The 12,882-nt window shown below is 56.7% G+C and carries 11 protein-coding genes; 5 read left to right on the plus strand and 6 right to left on the minus strand.

What is annotated here, in order from left to right:
- Positions 1-6: 6 nt before the first annotated feature.
- The 5 genes from FKW31_RS09405 to aroB all read right to left on the minus strand — a co-directional run bounded on the left by FKW31_RS09405 (position 7) and on the right by aroB (position 7,407).
- Positions 7-696, minus strand: a complete 690-nt coding sequence (locus FKW31_RS09405) for a phosphatidylserine decarboxylase (RefSeq protein ID WP_006116211.1) — start codon at positions 694-696, stop codon at positions 7-9.
- A gap of 82 nt (positions 697-778) precedes the next feature.
- The gene (gene alaS / locus FKW31_RS09410; protein WP_150178404.1) at positions 779-3,424 is read right to left on the minus strand and encodes an alanine--tRNA ligase; all 2,646 of its coding nucleotides are present in this window, start codon (positions 3,422-3,424) and stop codon (positions 779-781) included.
- A gap of 172 nt (positions 3,425-3,596) precedes the next feature.
- Positions 3,597-4,100: a GtrA family protein gene (locus tag FKW31_RS09415; RefSeq protein ID WP_150178397.1), complete on the minus strand. Its 504-nt coding sequence runs from the start codon at positions 4,098-4,100 to the stop codon at positions 3,597-3,599.
- A 98-nt stretch (positions 4,101-4,198) separates the two neighbouring features.
- Positions 4,199-5,329, minus strand: coding sequence for an OmpA family protein (locus FKW31_RS09420; protein ID WP_006116208.1), 1,131 nt, complete (start codon positions 5,327-5,329; stop codon positions 4,199-4,201).
- Between the two features lie 344 nt (positions 5,330-5,673).
- Positions 5,674-7,407: a 3-dehydroquinate synthase gene (aroB, locus tag FKW31_RS09425; RefSeq protein WP_081461443.1), complete on the minus strand. Its 1,734-nt coding sequence runs from the start codon at positions 7,405-7,407 to the stop codon at positions 5,674-5,676.
- Between the two features lie 62 nt (positions 7,408-7,469).
- On the opposite strand from aroB, the gene FKW31_RS09430 reads away from it, so the two are divergent.
- The 3 genes from FKW31_RS09430 to FKW31_RS09440 all read left to right on the plus strand — a co-directional run bounded on the left by FKW31_RS09430 (position 7,470) and on the right by FKW31_RS09440 (position 9,763).
- Positions 7,470-7,808 (plus strand): hypothetical protein, encoded by a 339-nt coding sequence (locus FKW31_RS09430; protein ID WP_150178398.1) that lies wholly within the window; start codon positions 7,470-7,472, stop codon positions 7,806-7,808.
- A gap of 3 nt (positions 7,809-7,811) precedes the next feature.
- The gene (locus FKW31_RS09435) at positions 7,812-8,732 is read left to right on the plus strand and encodes a site-specific tyrosine recombinase XerD (RefSeq protein WP_006116205.1); all 921 of its coding nucleotides are present in this window, start codon (positions 7,812-7,814) and stop codon (positions 8,730-8,732) included.
- Between the two features lie 74 nt (positions 8,733-8,806).
- The gene (locus FKW31_RS09440; protein WP_006116204.1) at positions 8,807-9,763 is read left to right on the plus strand and encodes an acetyl-CoA carboxylase carboxyltransferase subunit alpha; all 957 of its coding nucleotides are present in this window, start codon (positions 8,807-8,809) and stop codon (positions 9,761-9,763) included.
- A 55-nt stretch (positions 9,764-9,818) separates the two neighbouring features.
- Here FKW31_RS09440 and FKW31_RS09445 read toward each other — a convergent pair whose 3' ends face one another.
- Positions 9,819-10,574: a molybdopterin-binding protein gene (locus tag FKW31_RS09445; RefSeq protein ID WP_150178399.1), complete on the minus strand. Its 756-nt coding sequence runs from the start codon at positions 10,572-10,574 to the stop codon at positions 9,819-9,821.
- A 158-nt stretch (positions 10,575-10,732) separates the two neighbouring features.
- Between FKW31_RS09445 and FKW31_RS09450 the strand changes: the two genes are divergently transcribed.
- Both FKW31_RS09450 and FKW31_RS09455 read left to right on the plus strand, forming a co-directional pair.
- Positions 10,733-12,358 carry a lysine--tRNA ligase gene (locus tag FKW31_RS09450; protein WP_006116201.1) on the plus strand — a complete coding sequence of 542 codons (1,626 nt, stop codon included), beginning with the start codon at positions 10,733-10,735 and terminating at the stop codon, positions 12,356-12,358.
- Positions 12,359-12,378: 20 nt separating this feature from the next.
- On the plus strand, positions 12,379-12,882 hold a 504-nt coding region (locus FKW31_RS09455; RefSeq protein WP_150178400.1), incomplete at its 3' end, for a YbhN family protein.

Below are 12,882 nucleotides of genomic sequence, written 5' to 3' on the forward strand. Positions count from 1 at the left end.
TCTGTTTTACAACCGCGCCATGACGGTTTCACCGCCTACCATTGTCTGCCCGACAGAAACCAGAGGTTCCACACCCGGTGGCAGATACAGATCTGTGCGCGAACCAAAGCGGATAATACCAAAGCGTTCGCCAGCTTCCACTTTGTCTCCTTCCTTTACGGAGCACACAATGCGGCGCGCCACCAACCCGGCAATCTGCACCACAGCCATCATGCGGCCATCCGGCAGGGTAAGGCTTAGGGCGTTGCGTTCATTTTGTTCAGAAGCCTTGTCCAGGCTGGCGTTCAGAAACAAGCCTGGGTGGTAGGCAACACGTGTAACCGTGCCAGCGGCAGGCATGCGGTTAACATGCACATCTAACACGGAAAGAAAGGTGGCAATGCGCCATACCGGTGCTGTGCCCATATCCAGTTCTGCCGGTGGGGCCACTTTTTCGATGGAAACAATGTGTCCATCAGCCGGGGCTACAGCTACATCGTTACGGGCAGGGGTAACCCGCTCTGGATCACGAAAGAAATACAGGCAGAAGCCAAAAAAGCCTGTGCTGGCATGGCCCACGCGGCGCAATACGGGGCAGCGCAGTTTACAGCCAGCCCAATAGGCCAAAGCAGCCGTGGCACCAGATGCCAAAAGGAAGGGGCGCGCTTCCCGGTGCGGGCGCGCAATAACAAGTTTAAGCGAAGCAAGTAGCGACATGGAGTAATCCTTACGCGAAAGCCAACATGAAGGAAAGAAAACGGGAAGGCGCTTAGGAGTTCCTTCCCGTTTGGCCGATGTTTCAGGCCATGGTCTTCAGGGCTTCACGCACGGCGGCAAATGCAGCATCAGCAGCCTGTGCATCCGGGCCACCAGCCTGCGCCATATCGCGCCGCCCGCCGCCACCTTTGCCACCCATGGCGGCACTGGCAGCACGCACAAGGGCTACGGCATCCACTTTTTCCACCATTTCCGGGCCAACGGCGGCAACAACGCTGCCTTTGCCATCTGCGGTGGAAATCAGCACCACCACATCGGCATTGCCCTGCTTGAGAATGGTTTCTGCCAGCCCTTTGAGTTCACGCGGGGGCGTTTCACCCACATTGCGGGTAGCCAGACGTGCCGCGCCAATTTTATCTACACCCGCAGCTGCCACGTTGCCTGTTGCCAACTGGCGCTGCAAATGGGCAATTTGTTTTTCCATCTGGCGGCGTTCTTCAAGCACTGCGGCCAAACGCTCTGGCGCATCGGCCACAGAAACCTTCATCATGGTGGCCATCTGTGTCAGGCGCTGTTCGTTGGAAACAGTAAGATCCTGCGCAGCTTTGCCTGCAACAGCTTCAATACGCCGCACACCGGCGGAAACGCCGTTTTCCGAAACAATACGGAACTGCCCGATATCCCCCGTGCGGTTGACGTGCGTGCCGCCGCACAGCTCCATAGACCACGGGGCCTTGTTGTCTGCACCAGCACCCATGGAAACCACGCGCACTTCATCACCGTATTTTTCACCAAACAGGGCGGTGGCCCCTTCGGCAATGGCTTCATCCGGTGTCATGGAGCGTGTGACAACCTGCGAGTTCTCGCGGATACGGTTGTTCACTTCTGCCTCAATGGCGGCCAGTTCCTCATCCGTAATCGGGCGGGGTTGGCTTACATCAAAGCGTAGGCGTTCAGCCGTGTTCAGGCTACCTTTCTGCGCTACATGCGCACCTAAATGGCGGCGGAGGGCTTCGTGCAGCAGGTGGGTGGCGGAGTGATGCGCGCGAATGGCGCTGCGGCGGTCATGATCCACCGTAGCGGTTACAGCCATGTCGGGGCGCAGCGTGCCTTCTGTTACCGTGCCGTAATGCACGATCAGATCCCCTGCTTTTTTCTGCGTATCCGTAATGGCAACTTTAACACCAGAGGCTGTTAGAAAGCCTGTATCCCCCGCCTGACCACCGCTTTCACCATAGAAAGGGGTTTGGTTGAGCAGCACGGCCACTTCAGATCCAACCGGGGCTTCTTTCAGGAACGCATTGCCAGCAATAACGGCCTGAACTTCACCATCTGCCTGTTCTGTGCTGTAGCCCAGAAATTCGGAAGCCCCGAACTTGTCTCGTGCTTCAAACCAGATGGTTTCTACAGCTGTATCGCCAGAGCCTGTCCAAGCTGCGCGGGCGCGCTGGCGCTGCACAGACATGGCATCTTCAAACCCTTTAACGTCCACATCATGGCCAGAACCGCGCAGGGCGTCCTGCGTAAGATCTAGCGGGAAGCCGAACGTATCATACAAACGGAAGGCCACATCACCCGGCAGGGGCGCACCACTGGCCAGATGAGATTTTTCTTCTTCCAGCAAGTGCAGGCCACGATCCAGCATGGCTTTAAAGCGTTCTTCTTCACCACGCATGGTTTCACGGATAAGGGCTTCACCATGCACCAGTTCAGGATACGCGCCACCCATCTGCTGAATAAGGGCAGGAAGGAGCTTGTAGAAGGTGGGTTCTGTGGTGCCCATCATGTGCAGGTGGCGCATGGCGCGGCGCATGATGCGGCGCAGCACATAGCCTCGGCCATCCTTGGAAGGCAGCACGCCATCAGCAATCAGGAAGGCAGTGGAGCGCAGATGGTCGGCCACCACGCGGTGGCTGGCTTTGAATGGGCCCTCAGCAGCCTGATGTGTGAGATCCGCCGAAGCCTGAATAAGGGCTACAAACGTATCTGTATCGTAGTTATCGCGCTTGCCCTGCATGATAGCGGCAAAGCGTTCCAGCCCCAGCCCTGTATCAATAGAGGGACGCGGCAGAGGAGAACGTGTGCCCGGTGGGTCTTCGAAATACTGCATGAACACGAGGTTCCAGATTTCGACAAACCGATCCCCATCTTCATCGGGGGAGCCGGGCGGGCCACCGGGAACATCTGGGCCGTGATCGAAAAAGATTTCGGAGCAAGGGCCGCAGGGGCCGGTATCCCCCATACGCCAGAAGTTATCTGATGTGGGAATGCGGATAATGCGGCTGTCATCCAGCCCGGCAATGGAGCGCCACAGGCCTGCGGCATCTTCATCTTCTGCAAAAACGGTGACCAAAAGCTTGTCTTTGGGCAGGTTGAAGCCCTTGGTTACCAAATTCCATGCAAATTCAATCGCTTCGGGTTTGAAGTAATCACCGAAGGAGAAATTGCCCATCATTTCAAAAAACGTGTGGTGCCGTGCTGTATAGCCCACATTGTCCAGATCGTTATGCTTACCGCCGGCGCGCACAACCTTTTGCGCAGTGGTTGCGCGAGAGTAGGGGCGGGTTTCCTGGCCGGTAAACACGTTCTTGAACTGCACCATGCCCGCGTTGGTAAACAGCAGGGTGGGGTCGTTCTTGGGAACCAGAGACGATGAAGGTACAATCTGGTGACCGTTGCTGGCAAAATACTCCAGAAAAGCGGTGCGAATTTCGTTTGTTGTCAGCATGGCGTGAGGCAGACGATCCTGAAACTGGTTGGGCACGTGATGCTTCCACACTTGCGGAAAGGGACCTCACGGCCAGATGAAAACGGCAAGGTTCTCTTAACCTGTGTTCCAGATGTAGCGCACACTGCGCTGATCTGAAAGAGGGCAGAGAATGGCCCGTGATATGGCTAAATTACGTATCAGAGGTTTGATGCGAAGTTGGCGGTGAAATTTCCACCGACATTTCCGCCAGTTCCAGCGCAGAAGCTGGCGGTTTTTCCCGAAAGACTACTTTCTGGCTCATGCTGAAATTGGCCAGCATGCCTGCCCCGGCTCCTGCGGCCAGCGCAATAATGGGGTGCTGCATGCAAAACGGGAAAATATAGAAAAGCAGGTAAACCGTGCCGCGGTTTAGAAAAAAACCAAGGCTGTTGGCACTCAGGAATCTGAGCCACTGAAGCACAGGATGTTCATGGTGGCCTGCGCCTTTGAATGTCCAGATTCGGTTAAAAATCCAGTTAAGCGTGGCGGCTACAAAATACGCCACCAATGTTGCAGCCGTAAGCCCGATAAGAGGGCGCAATGCGTAAACGGTGCCAGAATCCCACAAAAAACCAAGGCTGCCCACCATGCCAAACTTTATCAGACGGATAAGCTTGGTTGTGGCGGCGGAAGCAGAAGGGGATGCAGTGTTCATGGCATAAAGCTTTAAACTGGAATGCAGAAAAAGCAGACATAAAAAAAGAGGTGCCCGAAGGCACCCCTTTCTTTTTTCCGAAACCGGAAGCAGGCCGATTAGTGGAGGATGATTTCCACGCGACGGTTCTGCGGTTCGCGAGTGTTCGGGCCGGTCGGAACCAGCGGGTGAGCTTCACCGTAACCGTGCACGTCAATGGCGGAAGCCGGAACGCCGTCACGGATCAGTTCTGCCTTCACGCTGTCAGCACGACGCAGGGACAGACCCAAGTTGTACTTTTCACCGCGCGGGCCGGGGTGAGCTGCGGAGTTATCGGTGTAACCGTTAACTTCGATGCGGGTTGTCTGAACGTGGGTGGAAGCCTGAGCAGCTTCTGCCACGATCTGGCGAGCGCGAGCGGTCAGGACAGACTTATCCCAATCGAAGAACACCAGGTAGGAACGAGCTGGCAGCGGAGCCGGAGCAGCAACAACCGGAGCCGGCGGCGGCGGCGGCGGAGCCGTATCGAACGCATAACGCAGGCCCAGAATGAACTGGTGGTTGAAGCGGTGATCGAAGTTCACGTTACCGCCGGTGCCCTTGGAACCGGAGTAGTGGAACGCACCGTCAGAGAAGGAGCCCGGCTGACCGATCATGCGGTATTCTGTGGTCACCTGGAAGCCCGGGATGCCTGTGTCGTAAGCGGCACCGACGATACCCTGATAAGCGAAGCCACCGTTTGTGCCACCGATGCGGGTATGACCAGCGCCGTGAGCATAGTTGGTGTCAATCGGGTTGTAGTGCTGCCACAGGTAACCGGCACCAACACCAACAAACGGCGTGACAGGTGCATCAATACCGAACTGCTTCAGGTCGATATCATACAGCACGTTCACGAAACCGCCGTAGGACTGGTCGGAACCACGGGTATGGCCAGGAAGGGATGTGCCCGGACGGTGGTCAATGTTGGAGTAGTTGTAAACGCCTTCAACTTCAGCGCGCAGGCCGTTGCCGAAGCCCCAGCCAAACGCACCAAAACCGGTGAAGCCGGTGTTGTGGCGCAGCTGAGAGGAGGTTCCACCCGGAGGGGCGCCAGCAGCGTTTGCACCGTTCAGGTGAGCGTGCTGATTCTGAACCAGGTTATAACCACCGGCCACGTTTACATACGGGCCTGTAATCGTGGTGGCAGATGCGGCCGCCGGAGCCGCTGCCATCAGTGTCGTTGCAAGTAACGCCGTGCGGAGACGCATTTTTTGGTCCTCAATATTTCATCTGTTCGACTAACCCACCAACCATTTCAGCGGGCAGGTCCAGCTAGATGCCTAAAGCCGTATAAAACGATCAGTTCCAAAATAGAAACCCGAAGCTTCATACTCTTAGTGATTACAAGCCATAACCGTGTTGTATTTGCAACAGTTCATTTCGTGGGACGAATATGTTTCTGGCGCAAAAGTATTTCCACGGTTTCTGGCTCTTTCCATAACATGTTGCAAAAGCATGTATCTCGCCCTCATTCTCGTCTGATTAAGGCGGAATTGCGGCAAGGTGACACATTTACAACCCGATGCTTAACAGCGGCTGTGCGTAGCCGCTTTTAAGCCACGCTACCATCTGCTTCCAACACCTCTTTTACGGCTGTTGCGGGTACATCCCGCGTGGTGAATGCCTGACCGATTCCGTGTGCCAGCACGAAGGAAAGGCGCCCATCCTGCATCTTCTTATCGCGCTGCATATGGGCCATGAGATCCTGCGTGCGGAAGGTGTGGGGCAGGTCCCGGATGTGTGCGGGCATACCCAAGGCTTCCAGATGGCGATTCACGCGTTCCATATCCGCGCGGGGACACAGGCCTAAACGGACGGAAAGCGCAAAAGCCAGATTCAGGCCGATGGAAACAGCCTCTCCATGTAAAAGGCGGCCATCATAACCCAGTTCGGCTTCTAGTGCATGGCCAAATGTGTGGCCCAGATTGAGCAGGGCGCGGCCATTGCTTTTTTGTTGCTCGCGCTCATCGGCCGCCACAACGCGGGCTTTAAAGGCGCAAGCCTGCTGTACAGCCATTGCCAGTGCTTCGGGGTCTTGATCCAGCACGGCGGCGCCGTTTTCTTCGCACCATGCAAACAGTGCTTCATCCCCAATGAGTCCGGACTTCACAATTTCGGCATAACCGGCCACCAGCTCACGGCGCGGCAAGGTTGCAAGGGTAGAAACATCTGCCAGCACGCAAAGTGGTTGATGAAACGCCCCCAACAGATTCTTGCCCCAACGGGTGTTGATGCCCGTTTTGCCCCCAACCGAAGAATCGACTTGAGAGAGCAGCGTGGTTGGAATTTGCACAAAAGGCAGACCCCGCAACGTGGTAGCCGCCACGAATCCGGCCAGATCCCCCACCACGCCGCCACCCAGCGCAATAATGCTGGTGCGGCGTTCTATGCCGTGCTCCAGAATGTTGTTTGTCAGCTTTTGATACATTTCCAGACACTTGGTCTGTTCCCCCGGCGGCACGCGCAGGCTGCGGGAGGTAATGCCGGTTTCCGCCAAGGCGGTTTCCAACTGATGCAGGTAGCGCGGCGCCACGTTTTCATCTGTAATAATGACAACGTTTTTCTGCGGCAGCACCGGGGCCAGCAAGGCACCCGCGCGGCTGATCAGATTCGTGCCGATCACCACATCATAGGATGTATGCGCCAAGGTAACAGGTAACCTTAACGGACGGCGCGAAAGGGCAAGGGCTTCCATAACGCGCGTGGTTGTGTGCTCCACGTTGTTGTCTCCACAATCAACAATAATATCTGCCTCGGCGTAAACCGGATGGCGGATGGCCATAAGGTTTTCCAGCACGTCACGCGGGGATGTCGTGTTTAAAAGCGGGCGATGCGTGCGCCCGCTAACACGGCGCACCAGCACGGGCAGAGGGCAACGCAGCCAAATGGAAACTGCACGCTCACGCACCAAGGCGCGGGTGGTGGAATCCATAAACGCGCCGCCGCCAGTGGCCAGTACCATGGGGGGGCCTTCCAGCAACCTGCGAATCACCCGCCGTTCTCCATCACGAAAAGCGGCTTCACCGTACAGGCGAAAAACATCTGCAATAGAGCAGCCCGCCGCGCGTTCTATTTCTACATCGGCATCAACAAATGGCAGCCCCAGCCGCGTGGCGAGGGGGCGGCCAATGGTGGTTTTTCCTGCCCCCATAAGGCCGACAAGCACAATGCTGCGGCCAAAGGGGATGATGCCAGAACCGTGGCTACGGCTGACCCGTTCCAGATCAAGCGGAATGGGCGGCGGGTCCGTTGTTTCGGAGTGGGGAGAAGAGATACGTGATGACATGGAACACAGCTTAACATACAGCAGACAGAACACACCTATATCAGTTAAGGGAGCCAAGCTGCATGAACCGCACGGTTCTGATTGTTGCCGCCGCAGTGTTTGCGGTTGTTCTGGGCGGTTTTGCCGCGCTGGGCCTAAGCGCACACCCACCTATCCCCCAGCCAGTGCATCGTGATCTGCCGCTGGCCGCCCCGGCCACATCTGCCGCTGCTACCAGCGTGGCGGTGCCTGCCGCACCTCCGGCCCCGGTGGTTTCCGCTGTTGTGCCAGCAGCGCCTGCCCAGCCCACCATCACGCCTGCTGCGCCTGCTGCCCCGCCTGCGGCTGTTGCGCCGCCACCGCCTGTGGCCCCTCCGTCACCGGTTGCCGCTCCGGCCCCGGCAGCACCTGCACATCCGTAAGCCATGATAAGTGGGGGCGTTGATCTTTTTTTGGAGATGCTGGCTGCCGAGCGCGCAGCCGCCCCCAACACGCTGGCTGCGTATGAAGCAGACCTAACCTCCTGCGCTGAAAGTCTGGCGCGGGAGGGGCAAACCCTGCAAACGGCTACAACCGAGGGGTTGCAGAACTGGATGGCTGCATTGGTAGGCAGCGGGCAGGCGCGGCGCACGGTTGCGCGGCGTTTGTCCTGCATCCGGCAATTTTATCTGTTTTTGCTGCGTGAAGGCATGCGGGCCGATAACCCGGCGGCGCATCTGGATAGCCCCAAACCCCGCACGCCTTTGCCGCGTTTTTTATCCGAATCGGAAGTGCTTGCACTGCTGAATGCCTGTGCTGAACCAGATGGGGCATCTTTGCCTAAAAAACGACGCGGTATTTTGGCCAAGGCAGCGCTGGAGCTGCTGTATGCCTCTGGCTTGCGTATTTCTGAATTATTGGCCTTGCCACGCAAAGCTATAGCTGGTGACCAACGGATGATTATGGTGCGCGGCAAAGGTGGGCGGGAACGCCTTGTGCCGCTTTCAGATAGCGCGCGGGAAGCCGCACAAGCGCTGCTGGAAGTGGATGCGCATTTGGAAAGCGCCTTTCTTTTCCCCGGTCGTGACCCTGCAAAACCCATGACAAGGCAGGCGTTCGACCGGATTCTGCACACAGTGGCCATACGGGCAGAAATTGATCCGGCACGTCTTTCTCCCCACGTGCTGCGCCATTCCTTTGCAACGCATTTGCTGGCGCATGGGGCGGATTTGCGGGCTTTGCAGATGTTGCTGGGGCATGCAGACATCGCCACCACCCAGATTTATACGCACGTGCAGACAGAACGCCTGCAAAAAGCTGTGCAGGCGCATCACCCATTGGCGGCGGATTCTGCCCACACCAAGTGAAAAATCGACATTCAGATATGTTTGGTTGCATGAAGTGACTTGGTTTTACACGTCATTGTGCTATCGGCTTCTGCATGCGTCAGTTCCTGGATTTCGAAAAGCCCGTCGCCGAACTTGAAAACAAGATCGACGAATTGCGGCAAATGACTGACCCTGAAGGGGTCAACATAGAAGAAGAAACGGCCCGTCTTTCTGAAAAGGCGGAAAAGCACCTGCGTGCCATCTATGCCAAGCTTACGCCGTGGCAGAAGGTGCAGGTGGCCCGCCATGCGCAACGTCCGCACACGCAGGACTATGTGAATGCGCTGATAACAGACTTTACGCCGCTGGCGGGGGATCGTCTGTTTGCAGATGATAAAGCTGTTATTGGTGGCATGGGCCGTTTTGACGGCACACCGGTTATGGTGATCGGGACTGAACGCGGTTCAGACCTTGAAACCCGGCTTCAGCATAATTTTGGCATGGCGCGGCCAGAGGGCTACCGCAAGGCGCAACGGCTGATGAGAATGGCCGGGCACTTTAACATGCCGATTCTAACATTTATTGATACCGCAGGCGCATGGCCCGGTATTGATGCCGAGCAGCGCGGGCAGGCCGAAGCCATTGCCCGTTCTATTGCCACCTGTTTTGAAGTGCCCGTGCCACTTGTTGCCACCGTAATTGGTGAAGGTGGTTCTGGTGGCGCCGTGGCGCTGGGTGCGGGTGACCGGGTGATGATGCTGGAAAACGCCATCTACTCCGTTATCTCGCCCGAAGCTTGTGCGTCCATTTTGTGGCGTGATCCCAAGCAGGCCAGCACGGCAGCAGAAACGCTGCGGCTGACCGCGCAGGATTTGCAGAAGCTGGGGCTGATTGACCGGATTATTCCTGAGCCCGTAGGCGGGGCACAGCGGGAGCCTGCTGTTGCAATCGAATCTGTGCGCACAGCGCTGACAGAAGAACTTAAAACGCTTCTGCCAATTGCACCGGCACGCCTGAAAGAATTGCGGCGTGAAAAGTTTCTGGCAATGGGGCGTGAAGCTCTAAGCTAACACACGCATTTTTCCTCCCCCCGGGTGCAAAAGCGGTGGGGAGGAAGCCAAGGCGTTAGACAGGCGGCTCTCCTTCTACAGGGGTGCCGCCTTTTGTTTTGATAAGATCATGGATAGCACTGGCGGCTTCTTCCACTTCGGCTCGGTTCTGCCCTTTGGCCACAAGGGCCACACCCCGGCGGCCATCTTCCCGGTGGAAAGGGTAGGAGCCGATATCCAGATCCGGAAAGCGATTCTGAATGGCCTCCAGCCCATCGGCCAACGTGCCTTCAAAAAGTGATGTGGTGTGCCATGTGCGGGAAAAAACAGGCGCGCCTTTTTGCAAGCTAGGGGCAAGGGCATCAAACATGCCGCGCATAATACGCGGCACGCCTGCCATAACGTGCACATTGCCAATGCTAAAGCCGGGCGCGAGTGAAACAGGGTTTACAATGGGTATGGCCCCCTGCGGCAGCTTGGCCATACGCTGGCGGGCAGCGTTAAACTCTTCTGGCCCAAAATAGGTTTCCAGCAGTTTGAAGGTGGGGGGGTGGAACTCCCACGGCACCCCAAAAGCTTCGGCAACACAGGGGGCTGTGATGTCATCATGCGTGGGGCCAATGCCGCCGGTGGTAAAAACCTCATCATATTTCGCACGCATTTCTGTCACGGTGTTGATGATGGTTTCCCGAATATCCGGAATCACACGGATTTCGCGCAGAGGAATCCCCAGTTCACCTAAGCGGAGGGCCAGAAACTGGATGTTTTCATCTTTTGTGCGACCGGAAAGGATTTCGTTGCCAATAAGAATAAGGGCGGAGGTGCGGCGCATGGGTTGGGCCTGTCCTTTGCTGAAGCCTTCTTTATTTAGGTGTAAAGCATGAAACGCAGGGCTGTTAACGTCAATGATATGGTAAAATTTGCCCTTATCCTTCCTGTGCTGCGCGTTTTTGGATTGACCGCAGCGTGTCCAGTTCATAGCTTCCCGCCATGTCAGAAAGCCGATCCGCTCCCGTTTCCGATCTTCCACGTGCCTGGCCTTTTGAGGAGGCGCGTAAACTAGCCGATCATGTTGGTGTGCGCAGCACCACCAACGGTGAGGACGATGCACGCCCGGCGCTGCTGGAAACGGGCTATGGCCCTTCCGGCCTGCCGCATATTGGCACGTTTGGTGAGGTAGCCCGCACATCATGGGTGCGGCAGGCCTACACAGCCCTAACAGGCCGCCCTTCGCGCCTGCTGGCTTTTTCCGATGATATGGATGCCTTGCGCAAGGTGCCCGATAACGTGCCCCAGCGTGACATGCTGGAAAAATATATCGGTCAGCCTCTTTCCCGCGTGCCAGATCCGTTCGGCACGCACGAATCGTTTGCCGCGCATAACAATGCCCGCCTGTGCGCGTTTCTGGACAGCTTCGGCTTTGAATACGAGTTTGCGTCTTCCACCCAGTATTACACCTCTGGTCGGTTTGATGCGGCACTCCGCCGCGTGCTGGAAGTGCATGATGACATTCTAAAGGTTATTCTGCCCACTTTGGGGGCAGACCGGCGCGCCACCTATTCCCCCGTTCTGCCGCTTCACCCCCGTACAGGTGAGGTGATGCAAGTGAAGATGGACGCCATAGATGCCGCAGCCGGTATTGTGCGCTGGACAGACCCTTCCAACGGTGAGGTGTTTGAAACACCCGTAACCGGCGGCCATGCCAAAATGCAGTGGAAGGCCGACTGGGCCATGCGTTGGTATGCGCTGGGTGTTGATTATGAAATGTCTGGCAAGGATCTGATAGACAGCGTGCGGCTTTCGGGTCGTATCTGTAAGATTCTGGGCGGCACTCCGCCAGCGGGCTTAACGTATGAGCTGTTTCTGGATGAAAAAGGCCAGAAAATTTCCAAATCCAAGGGTAACGGGCTTTCTGTTGAAGAATGGCTGCGTTACGCTCCGCCAGAAAGCCTTGGACAGTTTATGTTCAACCAGCCGCAGCGCGCCAAGCGGTTATATTTTGATGTTATCCCCAAAACGGCGGATGAATATCTTACACACGTTGATAAAGCCAAGGTGTTGCAGGCCGAAAACCCCACGGGGAATGATCTGCGTGCCAACCCGGCATGGTTTATCCATAAGGGCCACATTCCAGAAGATGCAGGCAGCCCGGTGCCGTTTAGCATGCTGCTCAACCTTGCCAGCGTTGCCAATGCAGATACGCCAGAAGTGCTGTGGGGCTTTATCCGCCGGTATGATGCTGCCGTTTCGCCTGAAACACACCCCATGCTGGCATGCTTGGTGAAACATGCTGTAGCGTATTACGCAGATTTTGTGCGCCCGGCCAAAACCTTCCGTGCGCCCACCGAACAGGAACGCGCTGCCCTGACTGATCTGGCAGAATGCCTGCGTGGCTATGAAGGTGAAGCCGCAGATGCTGGCACCTTGCAGAATCTGGTGTTTGAAGTAGGCAAGCGCCACGCGTTTGAACCGCTGCGGAGCTGGTTTACCTGCCTGTATGAAGTGCTGCTGGGGCAAAAGGAAGGGCCGCGCTTTGGTGGCTTTGTTGCGTTGTATGGCGTGGCAGAAACCGTGGCTCTGATAGATACAGCCCTCCTGCGCGAGACGCAGGTTTAAAACGTAGCGCCGCAAGTTACATGACGCAGACCCCACCCCCACCAGCTCCCCCTTCTTCGCTTCCGGGCGGAGGGGGATGGAAAAAGTGGCTCAAGCATCTGCCGCATATTCTTGGTTTGCTGCTTATGGTGGCCGCCATTGTGGTGGTGCAGCACGAACTGCGGCATCTGCGCATTTCAGACATCCGCCACGCTATGGAGGCTATTCCGGCCCGGCAGATGTGGATGGCGGTTGGCTGCACGCTGCTGTCTTACTTTATCTTGTCCTTTTATGATCAGCTTGCTGTCATTCAGGTAGGGTATCGTAAGCTGCCTTTTCGGCGGGCGGCTTTTGCGGCGTTCTGTTCCTATGTGCTTTCACACAATCTGGGCTTTTCCGCTGTATCTGGCGCTGCCGTGCGGTATCGGCTTTACCGCAACTGGGGCCTTAATTCCTTTGCCATAGCCCAGATTATTGCCTTCTGCTCCGCCACTTACCTGTTGGGTGCTGCGGTGCTGATAGGTGCCGTGCTGATCTGGGAACCC

Origin of the sequence: Acetobacter sp. DmW_136, from assembly GCF_008690365.1 — a bacterium.
Classification (GTDB): Bacteria; Pseudomonadota; Alphaproteobacteria; order Acetobacterales; family Acetobacteraceae; genus Acetobacter; species Acetobacter oryzifermentans.